The sequence below is a fragment of the Porphyromonas sp. C0026D3 genome, from assembly GCF_056590775.1.
Window position 1 is genome coordinate 36202 of sequence record NZ_JBWPWU010000006.1, and the last position, 18145, is coordinate 54346.

The 18145-nt window shown below is 44.3% G+C and carries 20 protein-coding genes and 2 pseudogenes; 12 read left to right on the plus strand and 10 right to left on the minus strand.

Annotation, left to right across the window (positions count from 1 at the left end; genetic code table 11):
• Positions 1-9 precede the first annotated feature (9 nt).
• Genes bet through AC1EK1_RS05995 form a run of 5 tightly spaced genes read right to left on the minus strand, consistent with a single transcriptional unit; the run spans position 10 to position 1892 of the window.
• Complete coding sequence (gene bet, locus AC1EK1_RS05975) at positions 10-849, minus strand: phage recombination protein Bet (protein ID WP_480309164.1); 840 nt, start codon at positions 847-849, stop codon at positions 10-12.
• Positions 840-1127: a DUF3853 family protein gene (locus AC1EK1_RS05980; protein WP_480306223.1), complete on the minus strand. Its 288-nt coding sequence runs from the start codon at positions 1125-1127 to the stop codon at positions 840-842. The genes bet and AC1EK1_RS05980 overlap by 10 nt, the downstream gene beginning before the upstream one ends.
• The gene (locus AC1EK1_RS05985) at positions 1100-1267 is read right to left on the minus strand and encodes a hypothetical protein (RefSeq protein WP_480306222.1); all 168 of its coding nucleotides are present in this window, start codon (positions 1265-1267) and stop codon (positions 1100-1102) included. Before AC1EK1_RS05985 ends, AC1EK1_RS05980 begins: the two co-directional genes overlap by 28 nt.
• Complete coding sequence (locus AC1EK1_RS05990) at positions 1264-1512, minus strand: hypothetical protein (RefSeq protein WP_480306221.1); 249 nt, start codon at positions 1510-1512, stop codon at positions 1264-1266. The genes AC1EK1_RS05985 and AC1EK1_RS05990 overlap by 4 nt, the downstream gene beginning before the upstream one ends.
• On the minus strand, positions 1509-1892 hold the full coding sequence (locus tag AC1EK1_RS05995; RefSeq protein WP_480306220.1) for a hypothetical protein: 384 nt from the start codon (positions 1890-1892) through the stop codon (positions 1509-1511). Before AC1EK1_RS05995 ends, AC1EK1_RS05990 begins: the two co-directional genes overlap by 4 nt.
• A gap of 401 nt (positions 1893-2293) precedes the next feature.
• On the opposite strand from AC1EK1_RS05995, the gene AC1EK1_RS06000 reads away from it, so the two are divergent.
• The 3 genes from AC1EK1_RS06000 (at position 2294) to AC1EK1_RS06010 (ending at position 4856) form a co-directional block, all read left to right on the plus strand.
• On the plus strand, positions 2294-2956 hold the full coding sequence (locus AC1EK1_RS06000) for an XRE family transcriptional regulator (protein ID WP_480309165.1): 663 nt from the start codon (positions 2294-2296) through the stop codon (positions 2954-2956).
• A 65-nt stretch (positions 2957-3021) separates the two neighbouring features.
• On the plus strand, positions 3022-3423 hold the full coding sequence (locus tag AC1EK1_RS06005; RefSeq protein WP_480306216.1) for a hypothetical protein: 402 nt from the start codon (positions 3022-3024) through the stop codon (positions 3421-3423).
• Between the two features lie 209 nt (positions 3424-3632).
• Complete coding sequence (locus AC1EK1_RS06010; protein ID WP_480306214.1) at positions 3633-4856, plus strand: site-specific integrase; 1224 nt, start codon at positions 3633-3635, stop codon at positions 4854-4856.
• 504 nt (positions 4857-5360) lie between these two features.
• Here AC1EK1_RS06010 and AC1EK1_RS06015 read toward each other — a convergent pair.
• Positions 5361-6147 (minus strand): annotated as a pseudogene (locus tag AC1EK1_RS06015) (class I SAM-dependent methyltransferase).
• A 524-nt stretch (positions 6148-6671) separates the two neighbouring features.
• Positions 6672-7313: an ATP-binding protein gene (locus AC1EK1_RS06020; RefSeq protein WP_480306213.1), complete on the minus strand. Its 642-nt coding sequence runs from the start codon at positions 7311-7313 to the stop codon at positions 6672-6674.
• 132 nt (positions 7314-7445) lie between these two features.
• On the opposite strand from AC1EK1_RS06020, the gene AC1EK1_RS06025 reads away from it, so the two are divergent.
• The 3 genes and pseudogenes from AC1EK1_RS06025 to AC1EK1_RS06035 all read left to right on the plus strand — a co-directional run.
• Positions 7446-7778, plus strand: coding sequence for a hypothetical protein (locus AC1EK1_RS06025; RefSeq protein ID WP_480306281.1), 333 nt, complete (start codon positions 7446-7448; stop codon positions 7776-7778).
• A 362-nt stretch (positions 7779-8140) separates the two neighbouring features.
• Positions 8141-8572 (plus strand): hypothetical protein, encoded by a 432-nt coding sequence (locus AC1EK1_RS06030; protein WP_480306212.1) that lies wholly within the window; start codon positions 8141-8143, stop codon positions 8570-8572.
• 22 nt (positions 8573-8594) lie between these two features.
• Positions 8595-8876, plus strand: a pseudogene (locus tag AC1EK1_RS06035) (PcfK-like family protein); the annotation flags it as partial.
• A 135-nt stretch (positions 8877-9011) separates the two neighbouring features.
• On the opposite strand, the gene AC1EK1_RS06040 reads toward AC1EK1_RS06035, so the two are convergent.
• From AC1EK1_RS06040 to AC1EK1_RS06050, 3 genes are all read right to left on the minus strand, one after another.
• Complete coding sequence (locus AC1EK1_RS06040) at positions 9012-10565, minus strand: DUF438 domain-containing protein (protein ID WP_480306211.1); 1554 nt, start codon at positions 10563-10565, stop codon at positions 9012-9014.
• A 4-nt stretch (positions 10566-10569) separates the two neighbouring features.
• Entirely contained in the window at positions 10570-10872 is a 303-nt protein-coding gene (locus AC1EK1_RS06045; protein WP_480306210.1) for a cupin domain-containing protein, read from the minus strand.
• A gap of 207 nt (positions 10873-11079) precedes the next feature.
• The gene (locus AC1EK1_RS06050) at positions 11080-11793 is read right to left on the minus strand and encodes a transposase (RefSeq protein WP_480306209.1); all 714 of its coding nucleotides are present in this window, start codon (positions 11791-11793) and stop codon (positions 11080-11082) included.
• A gap of 307 nt (positions 11794-12100) precedes the next feature.
• On the opposite strand from AC1EK1_RS06050, the gene AC1EK1_RS06055 reads away from it, so the two are divergent.
• The 6 genes from AC1EK1_RS06055 to AC1EK1_RS06080 all read left to right on the plus strand — a co-directional run bounded on the left by AC1EK1_RS06055 (position 12101) and on the right by AC1EK1_RS06080 (position 18067).
• On the plus strand, positions 12101-12304 hold the full coding sequence (locus AC1EK1_RS06055; protein WP_234200983.1) for a helix-turn-helix transcriptional regulator: 204 nt from the start codon (positions 12101-12103) through the stop codon (positions 12302-12304).
• An 83-nt stretch (positions 12305-12387) separates the two neighbouring features.
• Positions 12388-14679 carry an EcoAI/FtnUII family type I restriction enzme subunit R gene (gene hsdR, locus AC1EK1_RS06060; protein WP_480306208.1) on the plus strand — a complete coding sequence of 764 codons (2292 nt, stop codon included), beginning with the start codon at positions 12388-12390 and terminating at the stop codon, positions 14677-14679.
• Between the two features lie 4 nt (positions 14680-14683).
• Positions 14684-16201 carry a class I SAM-dependent DNA methyltransferase gene (locus AC1EK1_RS06065; RefSeq protein WP_480306207.1) on the plus strand — a complete coding sequence of 506 codons (1518 nt, stop codon included), beginning with the start codon at positions 14684-14686 and terminating at the stop codon, positions 16199-16201.
• Between the two features lie 21 nt (positions 16202-16222).
• Positions 16223-17239 carry a DNA-binding protein gene (locus AC1EK1_RS06070; RefSeq protein ID WP_480306206.1) on the plus strand — a complete coding sequence of 339 codons (1017 nt, stop codon included), beginning with the start codon at positions 16223-16225 and terminating at the stop codon, positions 17237-17239.
• Positions 17232-17705, plus strand: coding sequence for a type II toxin-antitoxin system death-on-curing family toxin (locus tag AC1EK1_RS06075; protein ID WP_480306205.1), 474 nt, complete (start codon positions 17232-17234; stop codon positions 17703-17705). The genes AC1EK1_RS06070 and AC1EK1_RS06075 overlap by 8 nt, the downstream gene beginning before the upstream one ends.
• Complete coding sequence (locus tag AC1EK1_RS06080) at positions 17702-18067, plus strand: hypothetical protein (protein WP_480306204.1); 366 nt, start codon at positions 17702-17704, stop codon at positions 18065-18067. The genes AC1EK1_RS06075 and AC1EK1_RS06080 overlap by 4 nt, the downstream gene beginning before the upstream one ends.
• Positions 18068-18145: the final 78 nt, after the last annotated feature.

Genomic DNA, 18145 nt, shown 5'->3' on the forward strand with positions numbered 1-18145 from the left:
TGACACTATTTACTTGCTCTCTTTGCTCTCTACTGTCACCACCTCAGGCGCTGCCGTCGCTGTTACCTCTTGTGGCACCTCTGGAGTACTCTCTGCTTCCTCCGATACCGCTTTTGCCATCGCCTGCTTGGCTTTTTTCATTGCGGCAGCGGCTTGGCTTTGGCTGCTTGCCTCTGCCTCTGCCTCTGCCTCTGCGTCGTCCGACAGTGCCTCGCCATCCTGCGTGGGGCTCACCTCTTCGGCGGTGTACATTGTCCCGAGTAGAGAGGGGAACGCCTCACGGAGTGCCTGTACCTTGGCGACCTTGGCGATCATCGTGGACTTTTTTTCGTTCCAGACGCTCTGACGCTTGTCGTACTCGCTGAGGTTGACCTTGGCGATGACCGGATACTCTCGGTCACTGCGGTAGACCGTCGCCCACCCGCCGAGCAGCAGGTCGCCGGGGGCTAGGAATGTGCCATCCACCTCCAGCACCTCCTCGCCACGCAGGATGATCACGCCGGAGCGGATGCCCTTGTAGCTCGGGTGCTCCTCTGCCCGCTTGAAGTACGCCTCTTTCGAGGTGATCATCTGTGCGGGCTGTGTGCCGTACTTGACGAGGTATGCTTCGTTGAGGTAGGGGTTGAGTCGGTTGAATTTGCAAAGACTGATGAACATGATGATGTCCTGCGGGGTGGCCTTGCCATTGCCCCGTGTGAGGTAGTTGGCGACGGTGTTTGCCGTCAGTGTGACCTCATTGTCGCCTACCGTGTAGGTGGTCTTGATCTCGCCCGTCTGTGTCTGTGTCTGAATCTGTGTCTGTGCCATGGTATGTGTCTCTGTTTTTTTTAGTTGTGTTTTCATTGCCATATGTCGTTGAAGTCGTTGAACGCCTTATTGATGTCGCAGATGATGGTGCGGCCGTTTTTGCGGATCGCCCGCTTGAGCGTGCCGTCCTGTATGCGTCTGTCCAACGTGTCTACGGATATGCCGAGAGCCTTGGCGATGTTTGCCCTGCCGCTGACTATATTGGATGACGCGCCACTTGGCGTGGTCGCTGTGGTCGTGGATAGGACCACCTGCCGGATGAGCTCCACGAGGTCGCTTTCGGTGAGGTCGATCAGTCGTCTGTCGGTTGGATGTCCCATAGTTTGATCAGTCTGTAGGTGATGTACCCGCTGAGCAGTGCCAGTACCTTTGTGGCGAGTAGGGCGAGAATGTCTGTGCTATCCAGCCCTATCAGTACGACGGTGATGCCGATAAGCAGGTAGATGATGATGGATTTCATAGCTCGTTGAGTAGTGTCTTGAGGTGGTCCGCCGTCAGCTCCAGCACCCTGAGCTTGCCCAGCTGCTCGTGGAGCTTTTGTGCGGCGGTGCGGTCGTGGCTCGTGGCGTAGATGGCCTCTGTGGTGTGGTGGATCGCCCTGTCGATGGCGTCCCGTAGCTCTATGGCCCTGTCTACAGTCGTGTCCAGACTGCGGGCGATGTCGTAGTGTAGGCTCGGGGTCGGGGTGGTGTCGGTCGGTGTCATAGTCGGTCAAGTATCTCGGTGAGGGTGATCGGCTCTGCGAGGTCGACCTCGCTGTATATATCGTGGTTGTCGTAGCAGCGTAGGTCTATGATCTCCACCCGTCTCAGGTCGGGTGTCCGGCTGCTGTATCCCGGGTAGTCGTACGTCTGTGGCTCGTACTCTGTATGGTACCACGCCAGTACCTCACCGCTGACGCTGTACCTGTCATCGTCGGAGACGGTGTCGAAGCTCACGCTGTACCAGCCCGAGTCGTCGGCGGGATCGTCGAAGCCCCATATCGCCTCTCTGATGACGCCTGCTATCGCTCGGACGATGTCTGCTCTGGTCGCTGTGTCTACTGCTGTGTCTACTGCTGTGTCTATTGTTAATGTGGTCTGCATGGTTATCTGTCCCTTATGATATAGATGTGGTCTGTGCCACTCACTGTTATGTACCGTCTCTCTTGATACTTTAGTCTCACCTTTACGAGGTTCGCATTTACCGTCTCTCTGCGCTCGATGGGGTACTGTATCTTTTGCCCCACTCGCATTCTTTCGAAGGGCGTTACCCCGATCACTTCGTTGCTAGTCACTCTGTCTCATGTCTATTCTCATTTTATTTTCTACATTTGTATATATTGTATAGGTAGTAGTGACGCTGTTACCTCTATCGTTGGTACAAATGTAGACAATAATCGTCTACTGACAAAATAAATAGACGACATTCGTAGTTAAATAAAGTTAACTCTTGGGATATGATTGATACTAAACAACTTAACGATCTGAGGGATAAACTAATTGATATGCGTTTGGTTTATAACAACACTGACTTTGCCAAAAGAATAGGCAAGGGAAGAAGCTATGTATCAGAGGCACTGAATGGCAGGAGGATTATCACAGAACAATTTGTTCTATCCATTTGTGATGCTTTCCCCGAGATATCTAAGGACTGGCTCCTTACCGGAGAGGGAGAGATGCTCGCAAAGCCAAAAATAGAGCCGAATGCGGAGATGGTAGACCCGAGTACCATCCACTGGATCACTGTCCCTGTCATCCCCTACAAAGCAATGGCAGGGAGCACGGGCTGGTACGAGGATGTCTTTTCGGACGAATGGGGGGAGAGGCGGACCGTCATGGCACCTCCGGGCGCAAAAGCAAAGGAGCATGCCATCTTCACGGTCACAGGGGACTCCATGCTGCCGACCCTGATCGAGGGAGACGAGATCCTCGCCAAGCACGTACCGGTGGACTACTACAAGAGTTGGCGCCTGCATATATACAACTACAAGGTATGGATCATCGCCACACGAGAGGAGGGCATCCTCATCAAGAATATCACGGAGCACGACGTGGAGAACCACACCATCACCTGCCACTCCTTCAACGATAAGTACCCCGACTTCACCCTCGACCTTGCCGACGTCAAAGACATCTACCACGCCGTCTCCCTCATGCGCTACTACTAGCGGATGCATCTGTCCACAGACACTAAAACGATACAAGAAATAAAAACACCAAGAAGATTAATGATATGGGAACAGAATTAGTAATAATAGTACTTGCGACTGCCATCTGGTGCTGGATTGTCTCCCTTATATACTCGATCAAGAAGGACGCAAGGAAGATGAGAGAATCAATAGAGCTGCTGGTAGATGATCCGAATAAGGCTCTTTTTGTAGCAATGCAGAAAGGAGACAAAGATGCTTGCCAAAGTATACTGGAAAAAAGAATGTATCTTGACTTCTATACATCAGCGAAGACATATTACTACCAACCGGAAGGGGCATTGTATGATGATGATTTCGCCAAACGGAATACGCAACTAAGGAAAAAGTACACTGCACTCTATCAAATGTGCGAGATTGAAGTACCTGACATCGAAAAGCTGTGTGATATCGAAAACTTTAAGGCGTATTTCGAGCTACATCTATAGAGTACATATTGCTCAGGCTGAAATAAGTCTCCCGGGAGAGTGGCTGTCTTATGATACTATACGAGCTGTCGCAGGTGGCTCCGGTCACCGATGATAGCACGTGCTGTCGGATCCCAAACAATAGTCTTTGCAACATAAGTATATACCAGAGGAGGTATAATCAAATCGATGAAAAAGTCGTTACCTAACCCAAAAACTCAACCCCAGCCGTGATCAAGTGGACCTATAGTATAACACCATTCAGAGAGGAGGGCGGAGAAGCCTCCCTTAGGCTGAGAGTGTCCTTTAACTCAAAACGGGTGGATATGCTCCTCGGGCTAAAGGTGGAGGTGGCGAAATGGGACGGAGATACGATGCGGGTACGACCGAATACCTTCCACACAAAGAAGAGGGTGCCGGCCAACTACATCAATCGGACCATACAAAGCTACATTGACACAGTGGAGAGTATATTTTACAGCTATGAGGATAAGGGGATAGTCCCCACTGCGAGTAGATTTAGGGACGATTTTAACACACGACTAGGGAAGTCCACCGCAAGCTCTACCTCCCTCGTGGCTATAGCAGAAAAGATGATGAGGGAGGTCGGCCCAGTCCGACAGTGGGCACAGTCGGGGTATGATAAGGTGATAGCCATTATCGGGAAGATAAACGCAGTCTCCCCCGACTGTATGGTAGAGGATATCGACACCGAGTGGATGGACGGCTTTGTAAAACACCTCACCTACACGGAGGGGTTAAACAATAGCACCGTAGTGGGATACATCAAGCGTATCAAGGCCCTCCTAGCATTTGCAGAGAGAGATGGGCACACGGTTAGGGCGGAAGCAAAGGCATATACCAACCAACTAAAGACGATACCAAAGCCAGTGATATTCCTCAACTGGGAAGAGCTAATGAATATGCTTACCTTTGAGCTCCCCTACCCCTATCTTGAGAAAGCTCGCGACCTTTTCTGTATCTCTGCATTCACAGGGCTAAGGTACTCCGACCTCACGAAACTGCAGCCAAGTGACATCACGGAAGAGTATATAACAGTAGTCACGAAAAAGACCTCCGACCCACTCAGGATAGACATCAACAAATACAGCCGCCAGCTCCTAGACAAGTACGACAATCGGATACCTCAACTGAGCAACCAAAAGTGTAATAAATACATCAAGGAGGTAGGTATGTATTGCGGTATCAATGAGCCTATCCGTACCGTAGCAATCCAAGGAGGGAAGCGAGTGGAGCGAGTTCAACCAAAGTGGCAGATGCTAAGCACGCACGCAGGCAGGAGAACATTCATCTGTAACGCCCTGATGCTAGGTATTCCGCCCGACGTCGTAATGAAGTGGACGGGTCACAAAGACTACGATGCAATGCGGCCCTACATAGCCATAGCCGACGGAGTGAAAAAGGAGATGATGGACCGCTTCAACGCCCTCTAGTCCGACACTTCTGGGTACAATTTGGGTACAAAAATCACACACCAAACACCAAAACAAAACAGTTCGAATCCCCCCGCTTCCGCAGTGAAGGGTGTAGACCAACGTTTTACGTGGTTTACACCCTTTTTCGCACCAAAAAAAATCACTGGTCGGGATATTTGACTCAGCAACTTCGATGGTTTATGCTTTTCAATGTCTATCTAGAGTCTATCTAGTGGGGGCAAACCGCGATCTACTATTTGGATTAAGCTAGATTGGCGGAATCTGAGAATTTCAGTGAGTTTGGATAGAAAGCGATATTCCTTTATACAAGGGTGTTCCATACGACTGGCAGATTTTCGGGTAACGATTTGGCAACCATTCTATTTGCTATGCTCTGCTTTGTTTTGCTGGCAAAGAACTCTTTATCTTTGACAAAGATAGAGGATATTACCGAACAGCTTTTTCCTCTGTCATTGTTTCTTTTCAATCAAGAAAAAGAAGTTGGCATTGAGCATAGAAAGACTACTCTCCTGCGGCCCTTAAAAAATAGAGACACGATGTTGTAAAGAAATTGCGGATATATGGAATTGCTCCAATTACGGCATATAATTTTCGAGGACGCAGGTGGAATTTCACCTCATAATGAGGATTGATGAAATAGAATGTTCTGTCAATGGCTTCAAAACCTTCTTTTCTCATCGTGCTTTCAAATAATTCTATCGAACATTTGGTTTGCTTGATATTCAGCAATTCCCTGACACACCCGTCATCCTCTTTCCAAGCCCTTAGTATCCACTCATAAAATAAGGTTGGAAGCAGGTGGAAGAATGGCAGATGCGATAGGAAGCGGCTTCTGCATATCTGCTGATGTCCACCGAATGGCATCTGCCAAGCAGGAAAGGACATGAAAATCCCCCCCCCCCTGTTTTAACAGCTGTTTACACTTGCGCAAAAATCCCTCCTTATCGTCAATATGTTCTATCACATCATGGCATACAATTAAATCGAATTGATGCTTGAGTTCCTCCAACAGGAATACATCGGAAGCGATGAAACGCCCTTTTGCTCCATTCTCTTGGAAGAACTTTCTTGCGTCCTTTATCCGTCCCTCTGCCATGTCCACACCCACGACATCGCAACCCATGCATGAGAAAGGTAGGAGATTTCCACCGTCTCCACAACCTATTTCCAACACTTTCATTCCTTTCTCCACCTGCTTGTACCGTTGGATGTAAGGAATGAAATACTTCTTGCTTGTAGTTGCAAGTTCATAGAAATACTGCCTTCTGTTAAGTTGTCTTGACTGCATCGCACTTTGTATATACTATTAGTTCAAGTGCAAAGATAGTAAAACACAGAAAAAACATTGACTTCAAAAAAAATACCTATAAATAATGATGAGACAATATGAGATGAAATATTGTGGTAGGAATTTTATATCTGAGTGGCAATGGCTTCGTTAGAGCGGTTAATTTCAGAGATGCTATCGAGTCGGGCGAAGGAAGTGTTACTGACTGAGTGCTCCATACGTAGTATGCGATATCGTAGGGCGTAGCTTTCGAGGGATTGGCATTGTGGAGATAGACCATCCAACCGATAGTGCAGGCGGTGAGTACGATAGATATTCCCCAGATCAGCCATTCTATCCAACATTTGACATCAAAGAGGTAGCATTTCTTGCCCTTGGGATGAGATTGTGATTCTTCGATTTTTTCACAAAGGGTTGCGATGCTTTCAGCCTGCTTTTCTTGAGCGTTTGGAAGCGGAACTTGAATACAAAAAAGTCCCTTGTTGGTTGGAACAAGGGGCGGTCATTAGTTTGGGCTTGATGCGTTATAGAACAGTGTCAAGTTCCCACGCCGAAATATGGTCAATACCTTCATTTGTTGGCAGCTTGAAGTCATCCAAACTGACCACATACTTTTTGAAGTTATCTTCTATCGACAATAGAGAGCGGTACTCTCGCTCTATTGTCTCTTGCTCTGTTAGTTGTAGCGTGACTTGGAAGTATAATCTCTTGCTTCCTTTGATGGCGACAAAGTCGACTTCAGCCTCTTTATTCGTGCCCACATAGATTTGATATCCGGCTCGTCTAAGGCTTAAATAGACGGCATTCTCCAATAAGTGCCCCATCCCATAGCCAAATCCGGAATAGAGGTAATTGTGGTAGCATAAATCATTCAAATAGTACTTGTTATTGGCCGAAATAGTCTCCTTGCCCTTGATATTATATCTTTCTACCTTATGCACGAGGAAAGTACTATCGAGATGAGAAATGTAGTTGGAGAGCGTCTCGTAGTTGGTTTTCCTATTTCGAGACTTAAAGAAGTTGACGATGGAGATAATGTTGGAGGCGTTATTGACTAGATACACAAAGAGGTCGTCTAGGAGCTTCACATCCTTTACTTTATACCTAGCGACAATGTCACGAAGCATAACAGTGTCCTTTATCGAAGAGACGTAGTTTTGCTTCATCTCATCATTGGGGAGGTTGAAAAGCTCGGGCAGGGCTCCGGTTTGAAGGAAGTCTATATAACACTCTCTATTAGGCTCTTTCTGAGTGATGCCACAGAACTCTGAAAAACTCCGAATATGAATAGATCTCTCATGAACAAAGACCTGTACAGTCCAGCCTTCATACGGGCAAGTGTTCCTGCAGATAAAGAGAAACCTCTACAAGTTGCGCCCAAAACAACTCCGTGCAACGAGATCAAATGGTCTCGCATCATCCGACTTTCCCTACTTATGGGTATCCTATCGGGTGGAGTGTACTTACTCTCTAAGTTAGTCACAGCACAGGTCGTAACAGCTCTATTGATACTGATTGGTTTTGTGGTACTACGATTCATCGTTCGTACCGTTCTGCAAATCACATTTACGCTTCTACGCTACCTCTTTTGGCTTGTTGTACTAGCCGTAATACTGCTTTACGTGCTATGATATAGCACTTCTCTCACTTCAGAGAAACGACTCTTTGGGTGACTAGCTCTCTTCTGAGGCTGGTCACCCTTTTTGCTTCTTGTGTTTAGGTATTGCACTTCTGCTTCTCAGTCATAGCTCCCCAGTTATGCGGTGGTCAAATCGGAAGCTGATTCTTTTTCATCGCAAAGGTAGTATGGGGCTTAAAGGCTTTCCAAAGGTCAGACCATTCGGTTTGTCTGGAAAATCTCCACACCTATGCTGTTTGCTTCGGGGAGTATTTTTCGCCAAAATCTTGTGTACGTCTCGCCCCGCTACCTTGTTTTTGCTTGAAAAAAGGAATCGGCATACTCCGATCTTTGAACGCATAAAAGAGGTCTCTTATGAATAAGCAGAAAGTAAACATGACATCATCAATGAAAGAAAAAGGATATAGCTCCTCCTCTCATTACCGCATAAGTTCTGAGTTTGAACAAAGAGAGCAGGCGTTGGCTACCAAGTTCGTCCATTGGGACGTACCCCCATTGGAAAGCCTTTGTGACAGCTCTGTACATCTCCTGAGGGCAAAGCTTAATCGTGACGAGCGAATGAGCCGTGAGGATAAGGATTGGCTCTGTGAAGCGGTGAATAACAATACCTACTTCCGCTCTGCCGTACCGCTACAAGGATGGCGATTTGACTTCATCGATGTATTGAAGAAGTACCTCGTCAATCAATATGGACAGTGGGCAGAGTACTATGCTCCCGACCGCACCAGCCTACGCAACTACCTCTATGGACCTATCAACCAAATCGTAGAGATACCCAAGCAGTAACAGCACCAATACCGATAAGACAATGAAAGGAACAGAACAATTTACCCGAACGATAGCCGAATACCTTAATGGACGTGCGATGACAGACCCTTTGTTTGCGCCCAATCTACAGAAGCCCCATAAGAACATAGAGGAGTGCATTCTCTACATCTTGAGTGAGGTGCAAAGAAGTGGTTGTAATGGCTTTGCTGATGAGGAGATATACTCAATGGCAGTTCACTACTATGATGAAGATGATATAGAGGTGGACAAAGAAAGAATCAAAGAACTCCAGATGAAAAACCTTATTCCTTTTAACAGTGAGCTGAGATGGCTCTGAAAATCGAGTGGGTTGGGAATCGAAAGTTTTCTAACCTACTTTCATTATGACATGCCCGTCATACTGAAAAATGGGGGCATTTTGCACCCTCTCGTTCTCTGTTATTTTAGGATAAGGAATTTATTCCTCTCGCTTATACTTAGCGATGAGTTCTTTCAATATAGAAAATATGTCATCAATGGAAATGCCACTGCGCTCGCTCATCATAGCGATGGTTGCTTTAGGAACGATAATGCGTGCGAGAGGTGAATTGAGCATTTTAAAAGCAGAATTCATGCTTGGCAAATCTTGCCGTAGCTTTGGGTAGATTTTGAACAAATCCTGTAAGCGAGTATTGGCAGAGAGGTCTATTATCGAGCCTTCTCTTGTAGCAGGCGTATTGTCTGGAGTAGACTTTTTCGCCTCCATTGATTTTACTCCTTGTATGTCATTTGACCACGTCAGCAACGTACGTGAACCTTGAAGCTCACGAATACGATTACAATCTTGCATCATTTCGAGTACTCCCCTGAATCGTCCTTCTGAATCACGCACAGCAACATAATAAATATAGATGAATACACCGGGTTTGTTAATCCAAAAATCCACACTATCCTGCTCACCCGAGCGGAATTTGGCAATGATTTCCTCAACGAGGTGGACACTGGTGCGCGGATGGCAGTTCTTCACATCACGTCCGATAACATTCTTGCTACGTGGGAAGATGCGGTGGTTGGTATCTGAATAGAAGCGAACGAGTTCGTTTTCATCTACATAAGATATATCTATAGGAAGATGCTTGTAAATGAGGTTGATTTGTTCGAGGGAGAGTTTACCTGTTGTGACATCGAAAACACGGCATGTGTCGTCTCCCCCCAGACCATATTTACTAAGAAGCGCAGATAGTTCTGAGGTAAAACCGTCAGGGACTGTTGTGGGTTGGGGTTCTGTTTTGTCAGTATTTTGGAATTTCCCTACATCAATCCATGCAAAGCCAATTTCGTAATCTCCCGAACGCATCTGTTCGAATTCTTCTGGAGTTATCATCGCCAAAGCAGTTGGGTAGAGTACAGATTCTTCTTTCTGTAAAAGGTCCCGCACATCTGCCACAATAGTAGACTGCATCGCCAAAAACTCTTCTTCTTTGTCTTCTTCAATAAGGCTTTTAGCATCACGTATTTCGTCTCGTACAAAGTCATCGAGCAACCACATCGTAGTCGTTGGGCGGTCAAATCCTTTCTGTTCGAGTATGGAGTAGAGCTGATTCTGCTTACGTGAAAGGTGAGTGCGAAAAGCCGCTATTTGGTCGTACAATTCAAGCCACTGGTTCTTGATAATCGGATATTGTACAAGATCTTCTATAGAGAGCATAAAGCGACGCATTTCATCGTTCTCTCTGTAGTAGCACATGATAGGGTGGTTGAGAGGAAGATTTGGGCGACTAGTGTCCATCACTTCACCAAACAGCTCAATCATTTTTTGAATATCCTCCTTATGACACTCATTCTCTTCAATGGTTTTGAGTTCCTGTTCTGCCAATGCAATTTCATAAGGGTAGATTTTCCCAACTTGCTCTCTTATTCGGGTTCTACCCTCTTCCAATGAAATATCTCCTCGTTGGTATTCTTCTTTAATCTCGAGTATTTTGCCGAGTTTTTCAAGGTCTACATGCGGCAGATGTTTTTTCATATCCATAACGTCATTGTCTGTTGATGAGGTAAACGAAAAAATCACTCTCTTCTATGGCATTTAGGCCTACATGAGCTTCGCCGGGGAAATGTAGAACGGTACCTGTGCTGATACGATGTACCTCGGTATCGTCAAGAGTAACTTCCACAGTTCCTTTCACTATAGTGAAGTATACTTCCTGTCCTTTATGGTCATGTGAGGGAATTTGTTCTCCCCTTTTCAATTGCAGGTGTACCAGCATGAGTTCTTTGTTGTCAACAACCTTGCCTAAGACGCTGATTTTCTTGCCAATATGATTGGTTGTTTGTTCCATGATCCCTCTTTATTTGGTTATGATTAATACTTGTCTGCTACAAATGTACGTAAAACATTTTGAGACTGTTGCACATTCAAGTTTAGACGTTTTGGACTGACCTTTTTGCTGTTTTTCGTCTTGTCTGGCTTGAGAAATCGCCTTGCTATTTAATTTTCTCCTCTGTAAAAGCTCCAAATATGAGCTTTTACAGAGGATTTCTAGTACTTATCTCATAACAAGTGCTCCCCTTATAGAGGCTTCTTCATTTTCCAATATTTTATTGAGGTATAACCAGGGAGCCCTTTTGATATTGTAGCAAATGGCTTCAAGTATATTTTGTGCATGCGTCTTAGCTAATCCCCGATATCGACACCTTCCTCCGTGAAACCGGCGTCTGATACTTCCAAAGGTACGTTCAATTTTATTTCGATACCGGCTTATCTGTCGGTTGAATTCTTTATCTTTATCACCAAGAGGCTTCCCTTTTGTCGCTTTTCTCATTATCCCATCTTTGAGCCCGTGACCGGCTAGATGTTCTCTATTTGCCTTGGAGGTGTACCCTTTATCGGCTAATACCATTACTCCTTTTTGAAGGGCTCCTTTCTCTATGAGAGTTGGAAATTCTACAATCGCATTGCGAAAACGGCAAATGGTGCTGTGATCCGGAGAGACGTGTTCCAGATCAATGTCAAGAAACGTTCCAAAGCTGATGGAGTCGTTAATACGCTCTTCAACGGCTCGGTCACTCAAATTATACCACGTCTCCGGAAGCAGGATCTTAAACATTAGGACTCCATCATACGTAGGTTCGCCTTTCGCTTCAGCTCTCTTATTTAGCTGTTTATTTATGAGTGTTTGAAATGGTCTCCAATCAATGAGTTTGTCAATTTGCTCTGGAAACTCATTGCGTGCTCTAGAACTTCTTAATTCGGTAAACACCTCAGTAAATGAGGGCGCATTGTTGCTTGTTTGCTTGAATACTATAACTATTGTTTCTATAAATCAATACTATATTCTCCCCTTAATTATACACTAAAAGTGCTAACAACCAATGATATACGCAATAGCTTGAGCTGGTTTTTCGTGCAACATTCTCACAGAGTTACTCTTTTTTAGAGAAAACCGATTGAAACACATGAAATTTAATCCCTATAAGCAACAAATTTGAATTTTGCTTGGAGTAACGTCCATAAAAGCGTATCTTTATATTCTATGACTTCAACAACAAAAGAAAGTATATCAACAAATGAAGGCGATAAATAGAATTAAGGCTGTGCTGGCTGAAAAACAAGTGTCAGGTAAATGGCTAGCAAATGAGATTGGTCGTACCGAAAATACAGTTTCTCGGTGGTGTGCCAACAAAGTGCAGCCATCCCTCGAAAACTTACTTGATATCGCGGAAGCGTTAAAAGTCGATATAAGGGATTTACTTAGACCCTCGCAAGAGTAATGCTGTAATTCCTCGTATAAGTTTTCTCTAATAGTAAACTTCTCATAATAAAATACTATGTGAAGATAATACAGTCAAGAATTATGAGCAAAAAAGATTTGACCGAAGAAGATATAAAGTTGCGTTTTATAACACCTGCTATAATCAATGCAGGATGGAAAAACGAATATATCCGAATGGAATACTATTTTACCGATGGTAGGGTGATATTTCAAGGTAATATACATGCACGTCAAACTGGCAAGAAGGCGGATTATCTCTTATTTCACGCTGCCAATAAGCCTCTTGCTGTTGTAGAAGCGAAAGATAACAACAAGCCTCTTGGTGGAGGTATGCAACAGGCGATGGAATACGCTCAGATTCTTGATATCCCCTTTGCATACAGCTCCAATGGAGATGGATTCTTGGAGCATGATTTCTTGACAGGAAAAGAAACTGAACTCTCGTTGCAACAGTTTCCTGCACCTGACACATTGTATCAACGACTTATCAAAGCTAAACAATTAAGTGGTGAGGCATTGAAAATAGTAGAACAGCCGTATTATTCAGACCCATATACCTACGAGCCTCGTTATTATCAGCGTATAGCTGTTGAACGTACCATAGAGGCTATTGCCAAAGGCAAGAACAGAGTACTGATTGTAATGGCGACAGGCACAGGAAAGACTATCACTGCTTTCCAAATTATTCATCGTCTGAAAGCCTCTAACACAAAGAAAAAGATACTTTATCTCGCTGACCGAAATATTCTGATAGACCAGACAATGGCGCAAGACTTCAAACCTTTCAAAAAAGTCATGACTAAAGTACAAGGGGCTTCCATTGATTCAGCCTATGAGGTTTATATGGCATTGTATCACCAACTTGTATCCAATGAAGAAGGTATAGATGATCCCTTCAAACAGGTGCAACCAACTTTTTTTGACCTTATCATCGTGGATGAGTGCCATCGTGGAAGTGCGAAGGATGATAGTGCATGGCGCAAGGTGCTAGAGTATTTCAATACTGCCACCCAAATCGGCATGACAGCTACACCCAAGGCTGAGACTGGAGCTAATAATCTTGATTATTTTGGTGAGCCAATATTTACCTATTCGCTTTTGCAAGGAATACAAGATGGCTTCCTCGCTCCTTACAGAGTGACCAACAGTTATATAAGCATTGACCTTCAGGGATTCAAACCTGATGACGATGAGAAAGACTTGCTGGGAAGAGATATAGTACAACGATTATATGAACGCAAAGACATAGGCAGAGACATTGCTTTCACCAAACGGAGGGAGATTGTCGCAAAGCGTATCACCAAGATGCTGAAACAAATTGGCAGGATGACCAAGACCATCGTGTTCTGTACGGATATTGAAGAGGCAGAAGCCATGAGGAGCCTGTTGGTCAATTTGAATGCAGACTTGTGTAAAAAGGATGCACGCTACATCATGCGCATAACGGGTGATGATAATGTGGGGAAGAAACAGTTGGACAACTTCATTGATGTTGACCAACCCTACCCGACAGTTGTTACAACTTCAGAGCTGCTTGCTACGGGCGTGGACTGCAAGACCTGTGGGCTTATAGTCATTGACAAGGAAATAGATTCCATGACGGAGTTTAAGCAAATCATAGGACGTGGCACCCGACTGAGGACAGACAAAGGAAAGTGGCATTTGGAGATATTGGATTTCCGCAATGCCACAGCGAAGTTCAAAGACCCGAAATTCGATGGCGACCCGGCCCCCCCGCAAGGGAAAAGTGAAAAGCCATACACTATGCCAGAAGAACCGTCAAGTGTTGTCTCAGAGCCTCATGTCAAGTATCTTGTTGAGGGAGAGAAAATAGCAATAACTACTGAGATAGTCAGCATTCTTGGTGAAGATGGCAAAACCATGCGTACAGAAAGTATCACGGACTTCACGCGCAAACAGATCAGAAAACGTTATGCTACATTAAGCGATTTCGTAAAGAACTGGACTGAGACGGAGCGAAAGAAAGCCATTGTTGAAGAATTGAAAGACTATAGCGTTCTCGTTGATGCTGTCAGGGAAAAGAATCCAGCCTTGGCACATGCCGATATTTTCGATGTGATATGTCATGTGGCCTTCGACCAGCCACCTGTGACAAGGCGTGAAAGGGCTAACAATGTCAAGAAACGCAATTACTTTGCTAAATACGAAGGCAAAGCACGTGAGGTATTGGAGGCTCTTCTCGACAAATATGCTGATTATGGTATCTTGAACCTTGAAGACTCTGATATTCTTGATACCGCTCCATTCAACAAGATTGGTAAACCGCAGAAAATCGTGAAATTTTTCGGCGGACTGGATAAGTTTGAACAGGCATTAAAAGAACTTGAAAACGAAATATATAAAGTAGCATAAAGAAATGGCAGTAAACAATATAGTAAAGCGTCTGCAAAATATCATGCGCCAAGACGCTGGTATCAATGGCGATGCACAGCGCATTGAGCAGATGACATGGATGTTTTTTCTGAAGGTGTATGATACACAAGAGGAAACGTGGGAATATAAGGCAAGCAAAGAGCACAAGCCCTTTGATTCCATCATCCCCGAAGAATTGCGCTGGCGGAATTGGGCTGTAGACAAGAAAGATGGCAATGCGCTGACAGGCGATGCCTTACTCACGTTTATCAACGACAAACTCTTTCCCACGCTGAAGGCACTTGAAGTGACACGTGAGACCCCTCGCAGCAAGGCTATTGTCAAAGAGGTTTTTGAGGATTTGAACCAATATATGAAGAATGGTATTCTGTTACGTCAGGTCATCAATGTCATCAACGAGATTGAGTTTGATGATGCTGAAGACCGCCACATGTTTGGTGACATTTATGAAGGAATACTCAAAGATCTTCAGTCTGCTGGTAATGCAGGTGAGTTCTACACACCGCGAGCTTTGACGGATTTCATCATACAACAGCTTAATCCAGTGCTTGGCGAAACCGTTGGTGACTTTACATCAGGTACAGGCGGCTTCCTCACTTCGGCTTTAAACTATCTGCAGAAACAGGTACAGACCACGGATGACGGGCGACTCTACCAGCAGTCTGTCATCGGGCAAGAGTGGAAGCCTCTCCCATACCTTCTTTCCATCACCAATCTGCTCCTGCACGATGTGGACGCACCGAATATCCGCCATTGCGATTCGTTGCGCACGAAGATGTCAGACTTCAAGGAGACGGACAGGGTCAACGTTATTGCCATGAATCCACCCTACGGAGGAAGCACGAATGCAGCTGCTAAGAGCAACTTTCCGATGGAGTTTCGTTCGAGTGAGACTGCCGACCTGTTCATGGTGCTTATCATGTACAGGTTGAAACGTGACGGACGTGCCGCTGTTATAGTTCCTGACGGTTTCCTCTTTGGCATGGATGGGGCAAAACTTGCCATCAAGCAAAAGATGCTCCGTAAGTTCAATCTCCACACCATCATCCGTCTGCCAGGCAGCATCTTCTCACCATATACCAGTATTGCCACCAATATCCTGTTCTTCAATAACGAGCGAGTTGATGGAGCGGAAGAAGGATTTTCTACTGACAAAACATGGTTCTTTCGCCTTGACATGCCTGAAGGTTACAAGCACTTCTCAAAGACCAAGTCGATGAGACTTGAGCATTGCCAGCCAATCTGTGACTGGTGGAACGACCGTAAGGAGATTATTAGTGAAGATGGCGATGAAAAATCCCGTTGTTTCACAGCTCAGCAACTTCTTGACTTGGACTGCAACTTTGACCAGTGTAAATTTCCAAAGGATGAAGAGGAAATTTTGCCTCCCGCAGAACTCCTTGCAGATTACTTTAAGAAACGTGCTGCTCTCGACCATGAGATTGACTGTACATTGGTAGAGATACAAGAAATACTTGGCATAAAGATAGAAAAAGAATAAACACTCTTCAATCTTATTAAAATGAAGGATTTGACAGTATCAAATATTGAGCGTCAGAATATACTCAATAACCGTTTTGCCGTAGGCGAGATACAGAATCAATTAGACATCTCTGGAATGCTTTTTGAAGGAGAGTATTGGTTGACCAAAAAGATGGTAGCAGACTTCTACGAAGTTGATACATCTACAATAGACCGGTATTTGTCTGCAAATGCGGACGAATTAAAGCACAATGGATATTTTTTGTGTAGGGGTAAGCGATTGAAAGACTTTAAGTTGCAATTTGCTCACCTTATAAATGAGGCGAGCAAAACTACCCAGCTTGGATTGTTCAATTTCAGAGCATTCCTCAATATTGGTATGCTTCTCACTGAAAGTGAAAAAGCGAAGAGATTGAGAAGTCTGATTTTGGATTTAGTTATTGCAACGATTAATGAGAAAACAGGAGGTGGCACGAAGTTTATCAATCGTAGGGATGTAAACTACATTCCTGCTGCAATAACAGAGGAAAACTATCGTAAGAATCTCACTTCAGCTATTAGTCAGTATGTAGATGGGCATAAAACTTACAAGTATGCACAAATAACAGATTTTATTTATCAAGCTGTATTTAAGGAGAATGCAAAAGAATACAGAGAAATTCTACGTTTGGATATTAAGGACAAGGTGCGACACACGTTATATGCAGAGGTTCTTCTCGTTATATCTTCATTTGAAAATGGTGTTGGTGCAACTATACAAGAGAGGTTTAAGCAAAAAGGAAATAAAAAGCTCTCTGTAGAAGAAGTAGCCCAAATCGTCAATGAATTGGCTGAGCATCCTATGCAGAAGCCATACCTTAATGATGCCAGAACAAAGATGGCATCAAGAGACTTCAGCTTTAGGGATGCTTATCACGGAAATATAGCAGAATATCTAAAAGCTGTTACACCAGAAGAATTTGAACGTTTCATTGGAGATCAATCCATTGATTTCGACCATATATTGGAAGGTAACAAAGATGTTCTCAAAAGACTAAAGCAAGCAGAAGATGAATGAAGATATAAAATATATCACTTACGACGAAGTACTGTCTGTCTATCGTAAAATGATAGATGCGAGCGATGGCGGATTTGAAGGTATTCGCGATGAAGGAGGTATATTAGCCACATTGGAATTTATTCAGAACGACTCATATTACCCGACCTTTGCAGATAAGTTGTCGTATTTGGTATTCAAATTCTGTTCTGGTCATTATTTTAATGATGGAAACAAACGCATAGCCTTAACTTTAGGAGCATATTTCCTCCATGAAAATGGTTACCTATGGGAGGCTTGCATAGTCATGCGCCAGTTGGAAGCTATAGTTTATCATGTAGCCGCTTCGCATATTGACCAAGACCTTCTTTTGAGAATAATGACAGCATTCATGTCTGGAAAAGATTATGATGAAGAACTTAAAATTGACATTGCAAAAGCAATAGGTAATGGTGAGTTAGGTATAAATGGTGAAGATTACATATGAAGACGATAAAGAAAATACTAATTCTGTTCTGCATGTGTTTTGGACTTGTAGCTAAAACTCAAACTATAGACTATACTTATAATGCTCTTGCTGCCGAAGGTTGCACTATGAAGTATAGCGTCGCAAAACAAGGTACAGAGTACTCAATAGTTGCCACTGTACGCTCTGATAGAATGACTTTTCTCAGCAACCCTACAATGAAGATAAAAACATCCACAGGGGAATTTCTTGAATTGAAAGGAGCACTAATTGGAAATGTGACTCAATCAGCAGGTATCATCAGTGGTAATATGGTATTGCCTATAACAGAGATAAGTTTACTGCCCAATTTGAGATTACTCCGCAGCAGCTTGAAATTTTGAATGCAGGTGTAGCAAAAATCCGTTTATCCATGACACCAATGAATCATGAACGTACTTTCAAAAAAGACAAGATAGGAA

Bases quoted from the DNA above. Each gene is read 5' to 3' on its own strand.
- bet (WP_480309164.1), bottom strand. From the start codon at position 849: ATGGCAATGAAAACACAACTAAAAAAAACAGAGACACATACCATGGCA.
- AC1EK1_RS05980 (WP_480306223.1), bottom strand. From the start codon at position 1,127: ATGGGACATCCAACCGACAGACGACTGATCGACCTCACCGAAAGCGAC.
- AC1EK1_RS05985 (WP_480306222.1), bottom strand. From the start codon at position 1,267: ATGAAATCCATCATCATCTACCTGCTTATCGGCATCACCGTCGTACTG.
- AC1EK1_RS05990 (WP_480306221.1), bottom strand. From the start codon at position 1,512: ATGACACCGACCGACACCACCCCGACCCCGAGCCTACACTACGACATC.
- AC1EK1_RS05995 (WP_480306220.1), bottom strand. From the start codon at position 1,892: ATGCAGACCACATTAACAATAGACACAGCAGTAGACACAGCAGTAGAC.
- AC1EK1_RS06000 (WP_480309165.1), top strand. From the start codon at position 2,294: ATGCGTTTGGTTTATAACAACACTGACTTTGCCAAAAGAATAGGCAAG.
- AC1EK1_RS06005 (WP_480306216.1), top strand. From the start codon at position 3,022: ATGGGAACAGAATTAGTAATAATAGTACTTGCGACTGCCATCTGGTGC.
- AC1EK1_RS06020 (WP_480306213.1), bottom strand. From the start codon at position 7,313: ATGAAGCAAAACTACGTCTCTTCGATAAAGGACACTGTTATGCTTCGT.
- AC1EK1_RS06025 (WP_480306281.1), top strand. From the start codon at position 7,446: ATGAACAAAGACCTGTACAGTCCAGCCTTCATACGGGCAAGTGTTCCT.
- AC1EK1_RS06030 (WP_480306212.1), top strand. From the start codon at position 8,141: ATGAATAAGCAGAAAGTAAACATGACATCATCAATGAAAGAAAAAGGA.
- AC1EK1_RS06040 (WP_480306211.1), bottom strand. From the start codon at position 10,565: ATGGATATGAAAAAACATCTGCCGCATGTAGACCTTGAAAAACTCGGC.
- AC1EK1_RS06045 (WP_480306210.1), bottom strand. From the start codon at position 10,872: ATGGAACAAACAACCAATCATATTGGCAAGAAAATCAGCGTCTTAGGC.
- AC1EK1_RS06055 (WP_234200983.1), top strand. From the start codon at position 12,101: ATGAAGGCGATAAATAGAATTAAGGCTGTGCTGGCTGAAAAACAAGTG.
- hsdR (WP_480306208.1), top strand. From the start codon at position 12,388: ATGAGCAAAAAAGATTTGACCGAAGAAGATATAAAGTTGCGTTTTATA.
- AC1EK1_RS06065 (WP_480306207.1), top strand. From the start codon at position 14,684: ATGGCAGTAAACAATATAGTAAAGCGTCTGCAAAATATCATGCGCCAA.
- AC1EK1_RS06070 (WP_480306206.1), top strand. From the start codon at position 16,223: ATGAAGGATTTGACAGTATCAAATATTGAGCGTCAGAATATACTCAAT.
- AC1EK1_RS06075 (WP_480306205.1), top strand. From the start codon at position 17,232: ATGAATGAAGATATAAAATATATCACTTACGACGAAGTACTGTCTGTC.
- AC1EK1_RS06080 (WP_480306204.1), top strand. From the start codon at position 17,702: ATGAAGACGATAAAGAAAATACTAATTCTGTTCTGCATGTGTTTTGGA.